Source organism: Xanthomonas sp. NCPPB 3959, assembly GCF_056675575.1.
This window is the reverse complement of sequence record NZ_JBWWVR010000006.1, coordinates 97,429-112,148: the sequence shown is the minus strand read 5'-3', so window position 1 is coordinate 112,148 and position 14,720 is coordinate 97,429. Positions and strand designations below refer to the sequence as shown.

Below are 14,720 nucleotides of genomic sequence, written 5' to 3'. Positions count from 1 at the left end.
GCGCAGATACGCGTTGGAGGAAATGCTGCTGGCTCAACTGCATTGGTCGATGGCTGGCAGTCTGCGTGGCGCATGCCCGCGCACTGCGTTGCGCGCGATATGTTTTTTATCGGGAATGCGGTCGCGGCCGGGGCCGCTCCTACGAGAGCGCTGAGTTCACGTCATCGTTCGCTTGTCGATACGGCGGCGTGTACCGAGATCTTCGATGACGCGCATCGAAGATAGGTTACATCGACGACTCAGAGGCTGCTCTTGACCGCGGTTTCCACCTGCGCCGGCGACTGGAAGCCCGGCAGGCGCGCCACTTCGCTGCCATCGCGATACAGCGCCAGCGTCGGCGTCTGGCGCAGGCCGAGGTCGCGGAAAAATTCTTCGCCCACCACTTCCAGCTTCACTTTCAACAAGGCCACACCGTCGGCCGCAGCGCTGACGGCGAACTTGTCCAGCGACATATCGAGCATGCGGCAGCCCGGGCAGTTGTCCTTGTAGAAATCCACCAGCGCGCGTGGATGCGCAGCCAAGGCGGCGGTGTAGTGCTCAGGCGAGGTGACGGTAATGGTCTGCATCATGGAATTGATTCTTGCATTGGGCCAGGACCGCATCGGTCCAGGTAGCGATGGCCTGCGCATCGCGCACGCCGTGGGGCATCTGTTCGATGGTCAAACGTGGAAACGGGCTGGCGAAGAACTGTGCCATACGGTGCACCGCGCCGCAGAAATAGTCTTCGCCCCACTGCGTTTCGCCGGTGCCGAACACCGCCACCTGCGGTGGCTTGCCCAGCGTTTCGACCAGCTCGACGATGAAGCGTTTCATCTCTGCCGGTGTACGGCCACCGTTGTCGGTCCAGCTACCGAGCAGAACCAGTTCGTACTGTCCCGGCGCGTGCGGCACTTGCGCCAGCGTCTGCACATCGGTTTCCACCCAGGTCACCGCATGACCAGCGGCTTCGCAGCGCAAGGCCACACTGCGTGCAACATCACGCGTGTTGCCGCTGAGCGATGCGAGTGCAAGCAGGATGTTCATGGGGCGGGGATTGGGGAGTCGGGATTGGGGATTCGTTGAAGCGCTGAGAGTCGGGATTGGGGATTCGCAAGAGCGCATCAAGTGCTTGTTGCAGATGTCTAAGTCCCAGTCTTTAATCCAGGATCCGTATAGGCGCTTCGATGCTGCCGTGACGAATCCCAAATCTCGAATCCCTGCTTTTTCAACAAATCTCAAATCCCGAATCCCGGCTCCTCACAGATCGTCGAAGCCGTTATCCGAATTGGTCTTCTTGTACGAGGCATTCCGCATTTCGAAGAAGTCGGTCTTGGTCTCGGTGAAGTTGTCGGCGTAGGCCTTGATCCACGGCATCACGTTGTCGTTGGCGCCTTCGTACAGCTTCTCGATGCCGAGCATGCCGGCCATCTTGTTGGCGCGGTACTTCACGTAGCGGATCATCTCGTCCACGTCGATGCCGTCGATGCCGTCCAGCACTTCGGCCGTCCACACCGTTTCCAGGTCGATCGCGTGCTCGAAGGCCTTGTGCACGTAGTCGGTGAGCTGGTCGCCCTGCAGCGCCTGGTTCTCGCCGATGATGGCGCGGATCAGTTCGCTGATGAACTTGGAATGGGCCAGCTCGTCGCGGTTGATGAAGCTGATGATCTTGCCGGTGCCGGTCATGCGGTTCTGGCGCACCAGATTGTAGAAATACGCAAAGCCGGAATAGAAGTTGATGCCTTCCAGGATCGAGGACTGGATCAGCGCGCGGATCAGCGTTTCGGCCGTCTTGTCGCGCAGGAAGTCGTCGTAGGCACCCATGATCGGCGCGTTGCGCTTGATGATGGTCGGGTGCGTGCGGGCAAGCTCGAACACGCGGTTCTGATCGGCCAGGCCGGTGATCGAGGCCAGCACGTAGCTGTAGCTCTCGTTATGGATCACTTCCTGCTGGCCGATGATCGCGGCATTGGCATGCGCGGCCGGGTCGGTGATGTATTCGGCAACGTTGTAGATGAAGCGCGTCTGCGGCGAATCCAGCGTGGCCAGCAAGCCGATGATCGAATCGTAGGCGTTCTTTTCGCGCGCCGACAGCTCGTTGTACTGGCGCGCGTCGCCCTTCATGTCCACCTCGTCGGGGATCCAGAAGTTGGTCGACAGCTCCTTGTAGGCCCGATAGAAGGACGGGTACGGGATGTCGTTCCAGTTGAGGATGCCGGAGGTCTGGCCATTGATGATGGCGGTGGAGCGATTGGGGTGACGCGGCTCCAGGATCTTGATGCGCTCAAGCGGTGTTGCGGACATGGGTCTCTACTCGTGTTTCAGGCGTCGCCCACATGTGCAACAGGGACGACGGCAGCAATCGTTCTGGAGGAAAGCCCCCTGAGTCAGGGGGCGCGCCAAAGGCGCGGGGTGTGGGAGCTGATGAGCCGGGGCCCACGGTTCGCAAGCGAACCGTGGGGAGCTGAAGCGCGAATGCGCTTTAGCTCGAACACCACTCGCATTCGCTGATGTCGATATCGTTGGAGCGCACGTAGTACGTGGTCTTCAGGCCTTCGCGCCAGGCGGTCATGTGCAGATCCAGCAACGTGCTCGCACGGATGGTGCTGGGCACGTAGAAGTTGAAGCTGATCGACTGGTCGATGTGGCGCTGACGACGCGCGTTCTGGCGCACGCTGGCGAACTGGTCGACCTTGTAGGCGCCCTTTTCGTAGTACGGCCAGGTTTCCAGCGACAGGCCCGGCGCGGCGACCGGACGACGGAAGTCCTTCTTCTCTTCGTAGTAGAACGCGCTGTAGATCGGGTCGATCGAGGCGGTGGAACCGGCGATCTGCGCGGTGCTCATGTTCGGCGCAACCGCCAGCATCCAGGCGTTACGCACGCCATTGACGGCCACCTGTGCGGACAACTCCAGCCACTGCGGGCTGTTGTAGTCGCGCGCACGGAAGTACTCGCCGGTGTGCCAGTCGCTGCCGCGGAACACGCTGTAGGTGCCCTTTTCCTTGGCCAGCTCCATGCTCGCCTGGACAGTCAGATAGTTGATGCGCTCGTACAGCTCGTCGCTGTAATCCTCGGCTTCCTTGGCGTTCCAATGGATGGACTTCTGCGCCAGCAGATGGTGCCAGCCGAAGGTGCCCAGACCGATGGCGCGGTACTTCTGGTTGGTGATGGTGGCCTGCGGCACCGGCAGCTGATTCAGATCGATCACGTTGTCGAGCATGCGCACCTGGATCGGGATCAAGCGCTCCAGCACGTCGGCGCCCAGCAGATCGGCCTGGTCGTCCTGCGCGATGATCGCGCGGCCCAGGTTGATCGAGGACAGGTTGCACACGACGAAGTCGCCCGCCTTCTTGGTGGTGACGATCTGATTGCCGCTGATGATCTCCTGCATCATCCGCGTCGGACTCATGTTCTGCAGGATCTCGGTGCACAGGTTGGACGAATAGACCATGCCCTCGTGCTTGTTCGGGTTCTTGCGATTGACTTCATCGCGATAGAACATGAACGGGTTGCCGGTTTCCAGCTGGCTGACCATGATGCGCTTGAAGATTTCGATCGCCTTGACGGTCTTGCGCGTGATGCGCTCGTCGGCGACGACTTCTTCATACTTGCGACGGAAGCTGCTGTTGGCGTCGCCCTTCTTCTCGTCGTAGAAGTCCTGCAGGTACCAGCCCTTGATGCGCTTCACTTCGTGCGGATCGAACAGGTACCAGTCGCCGCGACGCTCGACCGCTTCCATGAACAGGTCCGGGATGCACACCGAGGTGAACACGTCGTGCGCGCGCAGGCGCTGGTCGCCGTTGTTCAGGCGCAGATCCAGGAACGACTCGATGTCGCGGTGGAAGATATCCAGATAGACCGCGATGGCGCCCTTGCGCTGGCCCAGCTGATCCACCGACACCGCAGTGTTGTTGAGCTGCTTGATCCACGGCACCACGCCGCCGGACGAATTGGACACGCCGCGGATCGCCGAACCGGACGAACGCACATAGCCCAGGTACGCGCCGACGCCGCCGCCGTGCTTGGACACGCGCGCCACATCGGTGTTGGAGTCATAGATGCCCTGCAGGCTGTCGTCGACGGTGTCGATGAAGCAGCTCGACAGCTGGCCGCCGACCTTGCCGGCATTGGCCAGCGTGGGCGTGGCCACGGTCATGTACAGGTTGGACAGCGCCCAGTAGGCCTCGCCCACCAGCTGCATGCGGCGCTCGCGGCTGCCCTTGCCGGTGCCGATCTCGTCCTGCATCAGATACAGCGCAATCGTCAGCCAACGCTCCTGCGGCAGCTCGAACACGCCGCGCGAGTTGTCGGTGGCCAGGTAACGGGTGGCCAGCAGGTACAGGCCATTGTAGGCAAACAGCTTGTCGCGCTCCGGCTCGATCATCTTGCCGGCTTCGATCAGCTCGTCCTTGGAGTAGCGGCGCAGGATGTCGTTGGAATAGACATTGCGGTCGGCCAGGCTCTCCTGCAGGCCGACGAACGAGCCGTACTTCTGGCTGGCGTCGTAGAACCGGTTGCGGCTGGCGCGCTTGTACAGGCGGCGCAGGTACAGACGCGCAGCGAAGTGCTCCCACTCCGGGGTGGTCAGATCGACGCGGGCCTCGGCCTCGCGGATTAGATGGTCGACCAGGTCGTCGGCGTTGACGCTGTCCTTGCGGTCGACAAAGCCGAACACCGAACGCTTGTAGTCGGCCACGTCCAGCTGCGGGAATTCGGCATGGATCTGGTCGATGGCGCGCTCCAGGCGCTCCGGCTCGAACGGAATCTTGCGGTTGCCGGCTTCCTTGGTGATCCAGGTGGAGACGGTTTGTTCTTCGATGGTCTGTGCGTGCATTGCAATGGCTTGGCGGGGGGGCGGCACAACATCCGACGGGTCGGTCAATTCAGGCGCGCCGCAACCAGGTGCACCGACACTGGCCGGAACGCTGGGGGTGGTGGCTAAGGTACCGGCGGCGATCGCGGCAAGGGTGTCGTTGGTGGTCATGCGTCCTCCATGCGTAGGCACACGAACCCGGCTGGGGACGGGCTGCGGCCGATTCTCCGGACTCCCTGGACAGCGATGACGGTGGGCGACGACCAGCACGCAAGACCCAAGGTCTGCGGCGGCATCGACACCACCAGCCATCTCCTTACCGGAGATTCCACGGCCGCCACCGCGCGGTGTGCTGTCGCGCAGTGGTCGGTGGCGAAACAACAGCGGCGCAACGAGACCACGCCGCCTGCTCCAGGCGACGCCCGGATGGCTGTGATCGTTCATTGCTGCCGCCGCGGAGAGGCTTTTGATTGGCAACCTGCTGCAAATCATGCTCTCACTGGTCCGGACGCCTTGGGGCGACCAACCACCGACTCCCCCAAGATAGTGGGGTGCTAGGGAGGGGTCAACACCAAATGTGGGAAAAACCCGCAAACCCTTGTGGCACAAAGCACTGTCTGACGAACGGTCGGCGGGAGGCTGCGAACCTGTCCAAGTGGACTGCGCAGTCAAGGCCTAAACCGGCATTTCTATCGACCAGTTGGGTCCGGTTGGGTTGGCTCCGACACGCATCGATGCTGAAGCCGGTCACAGTTGGCCGTGACTGCCTCAGGCGGCACCGCACGCTTGGCGCGCCTGGTCTGACGGCGGCATATCCGCAACACGCGCCAATGCCCTTCATCAGCGCGGAGCCCTACAACCAGGCATCGCCCGGGCGATTGACCGACGCGGAGCGATGTCACGCGGCCCCCCGGCAACGCGAGGAGCTCGCCATTGCCGAATCTAGGTCGAGGGCGCGGTGCCCTCACCGCTCGCGGGACACGCCGTGAATCCATCCCTGGATGCTCGGTGGCGGCATCCATGCCGCCACACGGTCCGGCAATCGGCGAGGACACCGCACCAGACAGTTTGCTGACTGTTTTATTGAAAGCTATGCACACCGATCAACTCGACTGGTCCTTGCCCGCCCTCCGTCGCGGGACCTTACGCGGCATGGATGCCGCGTAAGAGCCTACATGGACGTACTTGCGGCGTGTCCCGCGAGGGTGGGCGGGCAAGGGCCCTGCAGCAAACTCACAGCGTCGAGGGCGCGGCGAGGACACTGCACCAGAAAGTTAGTCGGTTGCTTTATCGAAAACCGCGCACACCGACCAACTCGACTGGTCCTTGTCCGCCCACCGTCGCGGGACCTTACGCGGCATGGATGCCGCGTAAGAGCCTACACGGACGTACTTGCGGCGTGTCCCGCGATGGTGGGCGGGCAAGGGCCCTGCAGCCAAGCCACAGATCCAGCGGCACCTACCCAATGACCACGAAAACGCTTGCGAGCCGATCTTAAGTGAACAGCATTACGCCCTGAGCGCGGCCCGTGAGCGGCATCAGATCTCGGTCGGGCCGACGTGGTGGCGCTTGCGGTAGCGGATCGACGACCACACCGAGGCGGCAATGAAGGCCACCCCGATCAGGCCGGTCAGCACTTCCGGCACGTGGTACACGGTGCCGACCAGCATGATGATCGCCAGCACGCCGATGGCGTAATGCGCGCCGTGCTCCAGGAACACGAATTCGTCCAACGTGCCCTTGTGCACCAGGTAGACCGTCATCGAGCGCACGAACATCGCGCCGATCGCCAGGCCCAGCATGATGATGACCACATCGCGGGTGATCGCGAACGCACCGATCACCCCATCGAACGAGAACGAAGCGTCCAGCACTTCCAGATACAAAAACGCGGCGATGCCCGAGCGCTTGGCCGGGCCCATGCCGTCTTCGCTCTCTTCGGACTCGAACAAGGCATCCACGCTGCCCACCAGCAGATACAGCAGGATGCCGCCCAGGCCGGCGAACAGCACGCTCTGGAAGACCGCATCGGGCAGGAACAGCTTGGTGCACAGCAGGACCGTCACCGCCACGATCACCGACATCGCATCGGCTTTGCCCAGCTTGCCGACCAACCGCTCCACCGGCCCGAGCCAGTGCAGCTTGCGCTCCTGGTCGAACAGGAAGTTGAGGAACACCAGCAACAGGAACATGCCACCGAAGGCAGCGATGGACGGGTAGTTGTCGGTCAACACCTGGCTGTAGCGGTCCGGCTCCTTCAGCGCCATCTGCATCACCGGCACCAGGCCCATGCCGGTGGCCACCGACACGATCACGATCGGAAACACCAGGCGCATGCCGAACACCGCGATCAGGATGCCCACGGTCAGGAACAGCTTCTGCCAGAACGCGTTCATGTGCTTGAGCACACCGGCGTTGACCACTGCGTTGTCGAACGACAACGACACTTCCAGCACGCTCAGCACCAGGCATAGCCAAAGCGCCTGCCACAGGCCCATCGAGGTGGTGTGGCCCCACCAGGCAGCAACGCCCAGGCAGACGGCTGTAACCAAGAACGACATTCTGAAATCGCGAAACATTGACACTCCCAGGCGGGCCGAGACGACAGCCGGAGCAACGGGCCAGGGCAAGGCCCGGCAGATCCGGCATGCGGTGAGGAGGGGGAACCGCGGCGTGACGCTAGGGTCAGGCCGGGCGCGGCTCGCCCATTATAGGGAGTGTCACCGCCATCAGGGTCGCATCGTCGGGATCCGGGCGGACCCCGAAGCCCAGGCTCTGGCACATCGCCAGCATGGTGCGGTTCTCGCGCAGCACCTGGCCTTCGATCTGTTTGAGGCCCAGCCAGCGCGCGTACTCGATCATGATGCGCATCAGCTGCCAGCCGATGCCGTGGCCCTTGAGGTCGGAGCGGATCAGGATGCCGTACTCGCCGCCTTCGTAATCGGCGTCGGCATGCAGGCGCACCGCGCCGAGCATGTCGCCGCTCTTGGGATCGATGGCCACCAGTGCGATCGAGCGCGCGTAATCGAGCTGGGTCAGCCGCGCGATGAATTCGTGGCTGAAATGCTTGACCGACTGGAAGAACCGCAACCGCAGGTCTTCGTCGGTGACCCGCGCGAAGAAGGCGCGAAACAGCGCGTCGTCTTCCGGGCGGACCGGGCGCACCAACGCGTGGGTTCCATCGCCGAGCGCGATCTGGCGCTCCCATTCCTTCGGATACGGAAAGATCGCAAAGCGCGGATGGCCGCGGCCTTTATGCAGCTTGCGCGCCGGCGCCACCGCCACGCGCGCGTCCAGCGCGATCACGCCATCGCGGTCGGCCAGCAGCGGATTGATATCCAGCTCGGTGATTTCAGGGATGTCGGCGGCCAGCTGCGCCAGCTTGACCAACACCAGCGCCACCGCGCGCTCGTCGGCGGCCGGCACATCGCGGTAGGCCTTGAGGATGCGCGAGACCCGCGTGCGCCCGATCAACTCGTGCGCCAGACGCAGGTCCAGCGGCGGCAGCGCCAGCTCGCGGTCGTTGATCACTTCCACCGCGGTGCCGCCGCGCCCGAACACGATCGCCGGGCCGAACACCGGGTCGTCGGCAATGCCGGCGATCAGTTCGCGCGCCTTGGGCCGCAGCACGGTGGGCTGCACGATCACCCCATCGATGACCGCATCGGGCTGCGCGGCGCGCGCGCGCGCCAGGATACCGGCCGCCGCTTCGCGTACCGCCGCCACGCTGGACAGATTCAGGCGCACGCCGTCGACATCGGACTTGTGCGCGATGTCGTTGGACAACACCTTCAAGGTCACCGTGCGGCCGACAGCTAGCAGCGGGTCGGCCAGCAATGCGGCTTCGTTGGCGGTGGCGGCCACCTGCAGCGGCACGATCGGGATGCCGTAGGCGGCCAGCAGCCGGTTGGTGGCGACCGGATCCAGCCAACGGCGGCCGGCGGCCAAGGCTTCATCGACCACCGCGCGGGCGATGCCGGCATCCACCACGAAGTCTTCCGGCAGGCTGGGTGGGGTTTCCATCAACGCCGCCTGCGCCTCGCGATAGCGCACCAGGTGGGTGAAGCCGCGCACCGCATCCGATTCGGTGGCGTAGGTGGGCACGCGCGCGGCATTGAGCGCGGCGATCGCCGCATCGTCCTGGCCCAGCCACACCGCAAACACCGGTTTTTCGCGCTGATAGCGGTCGCGTTGGTCCAGCGCGCGGGTCAACGCCTTGGCCGCATCGGCCGAGGAGGTGAACGCGGTCGGCACGTTGACCACCAGCAGCGCGTCGTTCTCGGGGTCGTCCAGCAGCGCTTCGATCGCGGCGGCGTAACGCGGCCCATCGGCGTCGACGATGATGTCCACCGGATTGCTGCGCGACCAGCCTTCGGGGAGCGATTGATCGAGCCGCTCCAGGGTCTTGGCCGACAGCTCGGCCAGGGTGCCGCCGCGCAGCACCAACTGGTCCACCGCCAGTTGCCCCACCCCGCCGCCATTGCTGAGGATGGCCAGGCGCCGGCCGGGAAAACTGCCGAGCCGGCCCAGCGTTTCGGCGGCGGCGAACAACTCGTCCAGCGCGCCCACCCGCAACAGGCCGGCACGCGCGAACGCGGCGCCATACACCGCATCCGAGCCGGCCAGCGCCTGTGCGTGGGTATCGGCATTGGGATTGATGCGGAACTGGCGGCCGGACTTGACCACCACCACCGGCTTGGCGCGCGCGGCGGCGCGTGCGGCCGACATGAACTTGCGCGCATCGCCGATGCGTTCGACATACAGCAGGATCGCGCGGGTGCGGTAGTCGGTGGCGAAGTAGTCGAGCAGATCGCCGAAGTCCACATCCAGCGTATCGCCCAGCGACACCACCGCCGAGAACCCGACCGAGCGCGCCACGCCCCATTCCACCAGCGCGGCGGCAATCGCGCTGGATTCGGAAATCAGCGCCAGGTCGCCGGCCTGCGGGCAATGCGCGGCGATGCTGGCATTGAGCCGTGCATGCGGGGCGATCACACCCAGGCAGTGCGGGCCGAGAATGCGCATGCCCTTGGCCCGCGCCGAGGCTTCCATGCGCGCGGCCGGCGAGCCGGGGCCGCTGCCGAGACCTGCAGTCAGGATGATCGCCGCGGCCACCCCGCGCCGTGCGGCAATCGAGACGATGCGCGGCACGATGCGCGCCGGCGCGGTGATCACCACCAGGTCCGGCACCCAGGCCAGATCGGTCAGCCGCGCCACCGTACGCACGCCGTCGATCTCGCTGTAACGCGGGCTCACCCAGCCGATCTGCCCGGGAAACCCGGCCGCGCGCAGGTTGCGCACCACCGCGCGTCCGGCCGAGCGATCGCGCGGACTGCCGCCCACCACCGCCACGGTGGTGGGACGAAAGACCTGCTGCAGGTGATAGGTGCTCATGGGGCAACGACGACGACGGGGGAAGCGGACACGGTACACGTCGGCCCAAGCCGACGTCATCGACCCGAGGGCTGCAGGATAGCGACCGCGTCCACACACTTGTTGTGAACGATTCGCATTTTCGTTAATATTGCGTGGTCAGCCAGCTTTCAGCGCCGCCCCGCGCCCATGCCGCCAGCGACTCATTCGGAACAGGGCCCCCCATGAAACTGCTGACCTTGTCGGCGCTGCTGCTTGCCGCCTCTGCCTCTGCGCACACGCCTTATCTGGCACCCAACACCTTCGCCCCCCAGCCCGGTCAGACGGTGACCCTGGACGCGGCCTTTGCCGAGACCTTCTTCGTCCCGGAAGCGGCCTTCGACCAGAGCCGCTTCAGCATCACCGGACCCGATGGGCGCGACGTCGCACCGCTCCGCGTGCAGGCGCTCGACACCCGCACCGTCGTCGAACACACCCTGGGCAAACAGCCCGGCACCTACCGGGTCAGCACCGGCCTGCGTGTGGGTGCTCAATTCCGCACCTGGGAACTGGACGGCAAGCGCGAGACCGTGCGCGACCCGAAAGTGGCCATGCCCAAGGGCGCCACGCTGATCGCCAGCTTCCAGTCGCGCACCCTGGCGGAAACCTATCTGAGCGTCGGCAAACCCGATCGCAGCGCGCTGGCGCCACGCAACCAGGGCCTGGAACTGGTGCCGGTGACGCATCCCAACGACCTGTATGTCGGCGAGAACTTCGTCTTCACGGTGCAATACGACGGCGTGCCGCTGGCCAAGCAGACCGTGGACATCAGCGAGGCGGTGTGGACCTCCGATCGCAAGCCGACGTCGATCAGCGTGACCACCGACGCGGCCGGCCGTGCAACCTTGAAGCTGGACCGCGCCGGCACCTGGTTGGCGCTGACCCGCCACCGCACCCCGGCGCCGGCCGACGCCCCGGTGCGCGAGTACAGCAACAGCACCACGCTGACGTTTCAGGTACTCGAACAATAGCGCCGCGCAACCGCTGCGGCGGTTACGTCGCCCTGGCGGCATGACTCCACCGGCGCGATCCCTCCGCCCGGCATCGCGATCCACCTGCAGGCCCAGCCAACGCCACGGCCCGGCATCGTTTTCCCCATCAAGAGGCAATCCATGAACACTGGCTCCCTGGCCGGCGCGTGCCTGTGCGCGCTGCTGCTTCCTGCTACCGCTCTCGCCCAATCCGAGCCGCGCCCGCTGCTCGGCGGCCACGGCAACAACGTGCAGGCCTTCATCACCCAGCATGACGACGCTCGCGACGGCCGCATTACCACCGCCGATTTTGCGAACTTTCGCCGCAGCCGCTTCGATGCCACCGACCGCAACCACGACGGCACGGTCGACGAGGACGAATACGTGGGCGAGTTCCGCGAGCGCCGCCAGCGTGCGCTGGAGCAGGAACGCAGCGCACAGGCCGCACAGGGCAAGACCCGCTTTGCGGCACTGGATGCCGATGGCAACGGGCAGGTGTCGCGTGCCGAATTCGATGCGGCCGGTGCGCAGGACTGGGCGCGCGGACAGGCGGCGTTGAAGGCCGCTGCCAAGGCTGCGTCGGGCGACACAACGGCCGCCTTCGACCGCGATGGCGGCCGCCCCGGCATGCCCGACAGCGGCTCGGCCGAGGGCTTTCTCGCGCTGTACGACGAGAACGGCGACGGAAAGGTAGGCGAGGCGGAATACGCAGACCTGCGCAAGGCGCAGTTTGCCGGCGCCGACGGCGACCGCAACGGTACGCTGTCGTTGGACGAGTACAGAGTCGAATTCGAAGACCGCCTCAACCGCCGCCTCACCGCGCTCGAACTGGCTGACGACCGCCAGGTGCATGTGCGCTTCAAGGTGCTCGACACCGACAAGGACCAGCGCATGAGCTTCGCCGAGTACCAGGCCTCGGGCCTGCGCACCTTCGCCCGCGTCGACCGCAATCACGACGGCGTGGTCGATGCCAGCGATGCCGCGTTGCCTGCTCCTGCAACTGCAACTGCAATTGCGCCAGCGCCGGCCGCCACACCGGCTCGCGCCGACTGACTTTCCCGCCGCGGGCTTCGCTGCCCGCAGCGCCCGGCCCGCCACTGGCGGGCCCCACCCAGCCACGCGGCCGTCCCCTGCCGCCCACAGCCAGGTCTGCGCCCTCCGGCGCCCATTCCTCTTTCCTGACTGTGGACTCCACGATGACCTCGACACCGACCCTGCTGGCCCTGGCGATCGCCGCCGGCCTGGCCTTCCCGCTGCATGCCGAACAGGCACCCGCCGACGCCACCACCTTCGACCCGGTGGAAGTGAAGGCCGCACGCGACAAGCGCGCCTCCACCAACCAGAACGTCACCACCCTCGACACCGCGCAGTTGCAGCACGAACAGGCGGAAAGCATGGAAGACCTGGTGCGTTACATCCCCGGCGTGAGCATCGCCGACATGGGCCGCTTCGGCGAAAACGGCTTCAACATCCGCGGCCTGGAAGGCGACCGCGTGGCGATGACCATCGACGGCCTGTCGATGGCCGAAGGTGTGGAGACCGCGCGCGACTACGAGTTCTTCCGCGCGGGCCGCGGCGGCGTGGATGTGGACTCGCTCAAGAGCGTGGACATCGTCAAGGGCGCCGACTCCATCAGTGCAGGCAGCGGCGCGCTCGGCGGCGCGGTGGTGTTCACCACCAAGGATCCCTACGACTACCTCAAGGCGCAGGGCAACGACAGCTATGTCGGCCTGAAGACCGGCTACACCGGCCACAACGACCAACTGCTCGGCAATATCACCGTGGCCAACCGCACAGGCATCGTCGAATCGATGCTGACCTACACCCGCCGCGAGGGCCACGAATCGGAGGGCTGGTATTCCAGCGCCGAGATCGACACCGGCAGCGCGCGGCGCACGCCCGACCCGATCGACAGTGAAAGCGACAACGTGCTGGCCAAGCTCGACGTGGTGCCCAACGCGCAACACCGCGTCGGCGTGGTCTACGAACGCAACCGCTCGCAGAACCGGGTCGACAACCTGAGCCGCGTCAGCGCGCCCAGCTACGCCGAACGCATCGGCGAGGACAGCAACGACCGTGACCGCTACGGCCTGCGCTACATCTGGAACGCGAACAACGCGCTGTTCGACACCCTCGAAGCGCAGCTGGACCGCCAGCAGACCGAGAGCCGCGGCACCACTCGCATTCTTACCCAGAGCGGCAGCTCGAGCACCCCGGCCACGGCCGCCACCACCCGCTGCACGGTGGCGCTGCCCTGCCGGCGTGCCGAAGACCGCGACACCGAGCAGACCCTGGACCGCCTCGCGGTCGACTTCGACAAGCTGGTGCATGGCAACGGCTGGTCGCAATCACTGCTGTATGGCGCCGCCTGGCAACGCCGCAGCATCGATTTCAGTGCGATCGACTACCGCTGGAACAACACCGGCACGCTGGACACCGCCACCGTCGACCCGGCGCAGGTGCCCAAGACCGATGCCGACACCTGGAGCGTGTACCTGCGCGACCGCATCGGCCTGCTCGACGACCGCCTGCAGCTCACCCTGGGTGCGCGCTACGACCATTACCGCTACGCACCGACGCTGTCGCCTACCTTTATCGACACCACCGGCACGGTGCGCGAAGTGAGCTTCGCCGCACCGACCTGGCAGGCCGGCATCAGCTACGCCGTCACCCCGCAGCAGACGCTGTGGTTCCAGGCCGGGCGCGGCTTCCGGGCGCCGAGCACCGCCGAGATGTACGCCCCCACCAGCATCACCGCGCTGACTGAAGTTGCGACCGGCAACACCGTCAATGTGCCTACCGTGGCCGCCAATCCCGCGCTCGAAGCCGAGCGCAGCCTCAATCTGGAACTGGGCTGGCGCTGGGAGAGCGAGTGGGCGCGCGTGGGCCTGTCGGTGTTCCGCGACCGCTACGACGATTTCATCCAGAGCGAGACCGTCACCGCCAACGCCGGCACGCTCTACCAGACCTGTACCCGCGGCGTGTGCACCGTGCGCAACGGCTACGCCTACACCACGCTGCTCAATGTCGGCCAGGTCGAGGTCAAGGGCGTGGAACTGGATGCGCAATTCAAGCTCGGCGACGCCTGGCTGCTGCGCGCGGCATGGACCCACAACCAGGGCGAGCTGGAAGACGGCCGCCCGCTGGACAGCATCAATCCCGATCGCGGCGTGCTCGGCCTCAGCTGGCAGGGGTTGGACGAGCGCCTGCGCGTCACCGCCAACATCACCCATGCGCTGGCCAAGAAGGCCAAGGACGTCAATGTGGAGAACGATATCTTCGGCGTCCCGGCCGAGCCGTTCCTCAGCGACGCCTACAGCGTGGTCGATCTGTTCGGCAGCTACCGCTTCAACGCGCATGTGCGGGTCAATCTGGGCGTGTACAACCTGTTCGACGAGCGCTATTCGCAGTGGGCGCGCATCCGCAACGTCACCCGTGGCGATTTCTATCTGTACGGCTATGCCACCGACGACGGCATCGGCCGCTACAGCGAACCTGGCCGCAATGTGCGCGCCACGTTGTACGTGAACTTCTGACCGGCGCTCGCC

Annotated in this window: 9 protein-coding genes; 3 read left to right on the top strand and 6 right to left on the bottom strand. The window is 65.4% G+C overall.

The annotated features are described in order from the left end of the window. Positions 1-239 precede the first annotated feature (239 nt). The 6 genes from AC1KVG_RS09000 to AC1KVG_RS08975 form a co-directional block, all read right to left on the bottom strand. Entirely contained in the window at positions 240-566 is a 327-nt protein-coding gene (locus AC1KVG_RS09000; RefSeq protein ID WP_104552093.1) for a thioredoxin family protein, read from the bottom strand. Then, a complete protein-coding gene (locus AC1KVG_RS08995; RefSeq protein ID WP_104552092.1) occupies positions 538-1,023 on the bottom strand; it encodes a flavodoxin in 486 nt (161 codons plus the stop codon). The genes AC1KVG_RS09000 and AC1KVG_RS08995 overlap by 29 nt, the downstream gene beginning before the upstream one ends. A 213-nt stretch (positions 1,024-1,236) precedes the next feature. Then, positions 1,237-2,280, bottom strand: a complete 1,044-nt coding sequence (locus AC1KVG_RS08990) for a ribonucleotide-diphosphate reductase subunit beta (protein WP_006448529.1) — start codon at positions 2,278-2,280, stop codon at positions 1,237-1,239. 178 nt (positions 2,281-2,458) lie between these two features. After that, the gene (locus AC1KVG_RS08985; protein WP_481094177.1) at positions 2,459-4,960 is read right to left on the bottom strand and encodes a ribonucleoside-diphosphate reductase subunit alpha; all 2,502 of its coding nucleotides are present in this window, start codon (positions 4,958-4,960) and stop codon (positions 2,459-2,461) included. A 1,367-nt stretch (positions 4,961-6,327) separates the two neighbouring features. Further along, positions 6,328-7,368, bottom strand: coding sequence for a DUF475 domain-containing protein (locus tag AC1KVG_RS08980; protein WP_006449433.1), 1,041 nt, complete (start codon positions 7,366-7,368; stop codon positions 6,328-6,330). Between the two features lie 106 nt (positions 7,369-7,474). After that, a complete protein-coding gene (locus AC1KVG_RS08975) occupies positions 7,475-10,183 on the bottom strand; it encodes a bifunctional acetate--CoA ligase family protein/GNAT family N-acetyltransferase (RefSeq protein WP_104552089.1) in 2,709 nt (902 codons plus the stop codon). 203 nt (positions 10,184-10,386) lie between these two features. Here AC1KVG_RS08975 and AC1KVG_RS08970 point away from each other — a divergent pair, with 203 nt between their 5' ends. From AC1KVG_RS08970 to AC1KVG_RS08960, 3 genes are all read left to right on the top strand, one after another. Next, positions 10,387-11,172, top strand: a complete 786-nt coding sequence (locus tag AC1KVG_RS08970) for a DUF4198 domain-containing protein (protein WP_481094176.1) — start codon at positions 10,387-10,389, stop codon at positions 11,170-11,172. A gap of 141 nt (positions 11,173-11,313) precedes the next feature. After that, positions 11,314-12,225, top strand: a complete 912-nt coding sequence (locus AC1KVG_RS08965; RefSeq protein ID WP_481094175.1) for an EF-hand domain-containing protein — start codon at positions 11,314-11,316, stop codon at positions 12,223-12,225. A gap of 143 nt (positions 12,226-12,368) precedes the next feature. Next, complete coding sequence (locus tag AC1KVG_RS08960) at positions 12,369-14,708, top strand: TonB-dependent hemoglobin/transferrin/lactoferrin family receptor (RefSeq protein WP_481094174.1); 2,340 nt, start codon at positions 12,369-12,371, stop codon at positions 14,706-14,708. Positions 14,709-14,720 lie beyond the last annotated feature (12 nt).